Here is a 3,514-nt window from a genome sequence, read left to right as displayed (position 1 = left end):
CCCAGCACTTCGTAGTGATCGGCCACAGGTGGCTTCGTCCTTCGTTCGTGGGTCGGTGCGCCGTGCCCGGCCCACCGACCCACGAACGAAGGACGAAGCCACCTGTGGCCGATCACTACGAAGTGCTGGGCGTCGACCGCGACGCCTCCGCCGACGAGATCAAGAAGGCGTACCGCCGACTCGCCCGCGAGCTGCACCCCGACGTCAACCCGAGCGCGGACGCCTCCGAGCGCTTCAAGCTCGTCACGCACGCCTACGACGTCCTGAGCGACGCCCAGCAGCGGGCGCAGTACGACCGCGGGCCCCAGGAGGGCTTCGGCGGCGGCGGCCAGGGCTTCGGCGGGTTCGGCGACATCTTCGAGACATTCTTCGGGCAGGGCGCGCAGGGCTCGTCCCGCGGGCCGCGCTCCCGCCGCGAGCGCGGCCAGGACGCCCTGCTGCGCGTGGAGGTCTCGCTCGACGAGGTCATCTTCGGCACCCACCGCGACCTCGAGGTCGACACGGCGGTGCTCTGCGAGACGTGCCAGGGCTCGTGCTGCCAGCCCGGCACCTCGCCGGTGACCTGCGACATCTGCCACGGCTCCGGCCAGATCCAGCGCACGGTCCGCTCGCTCCTGGGCAACGTGATGACGGCGAGCCCCTGCGGCACCTGCCGCGGCTACGGCACCGTCATCGCGACCCCCTGCTCCACCTGCCAGGGCCAGGGACGCGTCCGCGCCCGCCGCACCATCCCCGTCGACGTCCCCGCGGGAGTCGACACGGGCCTGCGCCTGCAGATGCCCGGCAGCGGCGAGGTCGGCCCGGCCGGCGGCCCCAACGGCGACCTGTACCTCGAGATCAAGGTCAAGCACCACGACGTCTTCAGCCGCAACGGCGACGACCTGCTCTGCACCCTCGAGGTGCAGATGACGGACGCGATCCTCGGCTCCACGGCGTCGCTCAAGGCGCTCGACGGCGACATCGAGATCGAGATCAAGCCGGGCACGCAGAGCACCGAGATCGTCACGATCAAGGGACGCGGAGTCACGCGCCTGCGGGGCAGCGGACGCGGCGACCTCCGCATCGGCATCCAGGTCGTCACCCCGACGAAGCTGGGCCACCGCGAGCGGGAGCTGGTCCAGGAGCTCGCGAAGCACTACAAGCCGCAGAAGCCCGCGCTGACCCACTTCCAGCAGGGCCTCTTCTCGAAGCTCCGCGACCGCTTCCTGGGCTGAGCCCGTGGCGCACCACTACATCGACGAGTCGCTGAACTCCGAGGGCTTCGTCGTCGGGGGCCGGCTCGCGCTCACCGGCGCGGAGGCACGGCACGCCTCGACCGTCAGCCGGATCCGCGCGGGCGAGAGCGTCCGGGTCGGCGACGGGCGCGGACTCGTCGCGACCGCGGTCGTCGAGAGCGCGGAGCCGGCGCGAGTGGTGCTCGTCGTGGAGTCGGTGCAGGAGTCCCCGGTTCCGTCCCCGCGCCTTGTCCTCGTCCAGGCCCTCGCGAAGGGCGACCGCGACGAGCTCGCCGTGCAGGCGGCGACCGAGCTCGGGGTGGACGAGGTCGTCCCGTGGCAGGCCGCGCGGTCGATCTCGCGGTGGTCGGGCCCGAAGGAGGAGAAGGGGCGCGAGCGCTGGCGCGCCATCGTGCGCGAGGCGAGCAAGCAGTCGCTGCGCCCCCGGGTGCCCGAGGTCGCGCTGCTCGAGCAGGTGCGCGGTCTCGTCGCGCGCGCCGCGACGTCCCGCGTGCTGGTCCTCGAGCCCTCGGCGCAGGCGCGGCTCTCCCAGGTGGTCCCGGACGGACGCGACCTGGTGCTCGTCGTCGGGCCCGAGGGCGGCATCGCTCCGGAGGAGCTGCGGCTGCTCGCGGAGGCGGGCGCCGAGGCCGTCGCGCTCGGCGACTCCGTCCTGCGCACCTCGACCGCAGGTCCCGCTGCCATCGCCGTCCTCTCGGCCCGCCTGGGCCGCTGGTGACGCTCCTCCACAGCCGACTCGGGGCTCCGGAGCAGGGTGCCGTGGGCGAACGCGGCGCCCGTCGCGCACAGGCCCCGTTTAAGATGAGTGCATGAGCGAACCCACCGTCTTCACGCGCATCGTCCAGGGCGAGATCCCGGCCGATGTGGTGTTCGAGAACGAGCGCATCCTCGCGATCACCGACATCGAGCCGAAGGCGCCCGTCCACCTCCTCGTCTTCCCGAAGACCCAGGAGCACGCCACGGTCGCCGCCCTCGCCGCCGCCGATCCCGCCCTGCTCGCCGAGATGGTGCAGGTCGCCCAGTCGCTCGCCGACGCCCACAGCAACGGTCAGTTCCGCCTCGTCTTCAACTCCGGCGAAGAGGCGGGCCAGACCGTGTTCCACGTGCACGCCCACGTCCTGGGCGGCCACCAGACGGAAGGCTCCCTTGCCACCGGTTGAGAACACGGGCGCGAGCCCCGACGAGCGTCCCGCCCCCGGCGCGGACGCGTCCGAGACGACGCGGCGCGTCGTCGCCGTCGACGGAGTCGCGATGGTGCGCCTCCTCGGACCTCAGGACCGCCTCATCCGGGCGGTCGAAGGACGATTCCCCGATGTCCGGGTGCACGTGCGCGGCAACGAGGTGACGCTCGACGGCGAGCGCGAGCCCGTCACCGCTGCGACGCGCCTGGTGGAAGAACTGGTGCGCATGACCGCGAGCGGGCACGATCTCGACCCGGAGGGCGTGCGCGAGTCCGCCCGCATCCTGCAGAACGGCGGGCCGGTGAGCCCGGCCGAGGCGTTCGGCCAGGCCATCCTCACGGCGCGGGGACGGAGCGTGAGGCCCAAGACGCTCGGGCAGCGCGAGTACGTCGACGCGGTCGATCAGAACACCATCGTCTTCGGCATCGGCCCGGCCGGAACCGGCAAGACCTACCTGGCGATGGCGAAGGCCGTGCAGTCGCTGCAGCGCAAGGAGGTCGAGCGGATCATCCTGACCCGCCCGGCGGTCGAGGCGGGGGAGCGGCTGGGCTACCTGCCCGGCTCGCTCACCGACAAGATCGACCCGTACCTGCGCCCGCTCTACGACGCGCTGAACGAGATGATGGACCCCGAGATCGTCCCGAAGCTGCTCGCGGCCGGCACGATCGAGGTCGCTCCGCTCGCCTACATGCGCGGGCGCACGCTCAACAACTCGTTCGTCGTGCTCGACGAGGCGCAGAACACGACGCCCGAGCAGATGAAGATGTTCCTCACCCGCCTCGGCTTCGGCTCCAAGATGGTCGTCACCGGCGACATCACCCAGGTCGACCTGCCGACCGGCGCGAGCGGACTCCGCCTCGTGACGCGCGTGCTCGACGGCATCGACGACATCCACTTCTCGCGCCTGACCAGCGAGGACGTGGTGCGCCACAGCCTGGTCGGCCGCATCGTGGACGCGTACACCGAGTACGACCAGCAGAAGCAGGCGCAGCACTTCGAGCGCGAGCAGGCCCGGGAGTTCGCGAACCGCGCCGAGCGCCGCGGCCAGGCCGCCCGCCCGCCCGGCGACCGCCAGCCTCCGCGCGGCTGAGCCCGCCC

Annotated in this window: 4 protein-coding genes; all 4 read left to right on the top strand. The window is 72.3% G+C overall.

Features of this window, described 5'->3' with window-relative positions; genetic code table 11:
- Nucleotides 1-104: 104 nt before the first annotated feature.
- The 4 genes from dnaJ (at nt 105) to C5C46_RS16475 (ending at nt 3,506) form a co-directional block, all read left to right on the top strand.
- Complete coding sequence (gene dnaJ / locus C5C46_RS16490) at nt 105-1,214, top strand: molecular chaperone DnaJ (protein ID WP_104225203.1); 1,110 nt, start codon at nt 105-107, stop codon at nt 1,212-1,214.
- A 4-nt stretch (nt 1,215-1,218) separates the two neighbouring features.
- Nucleotides 1,219-1,953: a 16S rRNA (uracil(1498)-N(3))-methyltransferase gene (locus tag C5C46_RS16485; RefSeq protein WP_104227484.1), complete on the top strand. Its 735-nt coding sequence runs from the start codon at nt 1,219-1,221 to the stop codon at nt 1,951-1,953.
- A 91-nt stretch (nt 1,954-2,044) separates the two neighbouring features.
- Nucleotides 2,045-2,395, top strand: a complete 351-nt coding sequence (locus C5C46_RS16480) for an HIT domain-containing protein (protein ID WP_104225201.1) — start codon at nt 2,045-2,047, stop codon at nt 2,393-2,395.
- A 91-nt stretch (nt 2,396-2,486) separates the two neighbouring features.
- Nucleotides 2,487-3,506, top strand: a complete 1,020-nt coding sequence (locus tag C5C46_RS16475) for a PhoH family protein (RefSeq protein WP_104227485.1) — start codon at nt 2,487-2,489, stop codon at nt 3,504-3,506.
- The last annotated feature ends 8 nt before the right edge of the window (nt 3,507-3,514 follow it).

The sequence above is a fragment of the Rathayibacter sp. AY1E6 genome, from assembly GCF_002931115.1.
GTDB lineage: Bacteria > Actinomycetota > Actinomycetes > Actinomycetales > Microbacteriaceae > Rathayibacter.
This window is presented reverse-complemented; position numbering and strand designations above follow the sequence as displayed.

Coding starts and splice junctions, on each gene's coding strand:
- C5C46_RS16480 (WP_104225201.1), top strand. CDS start 2,045: ATGAGCGAACCCACCGTCTTCACGCGCATCGTCCAGGGCGAGATCCCG.
- C5C46_RS16475 (WP_104227485.1), top strand. CDS start 2,487: ATGGTGCGCCTCCTCGGACCTCAGGACCGCCTCATCCGGGCGGTCGAA.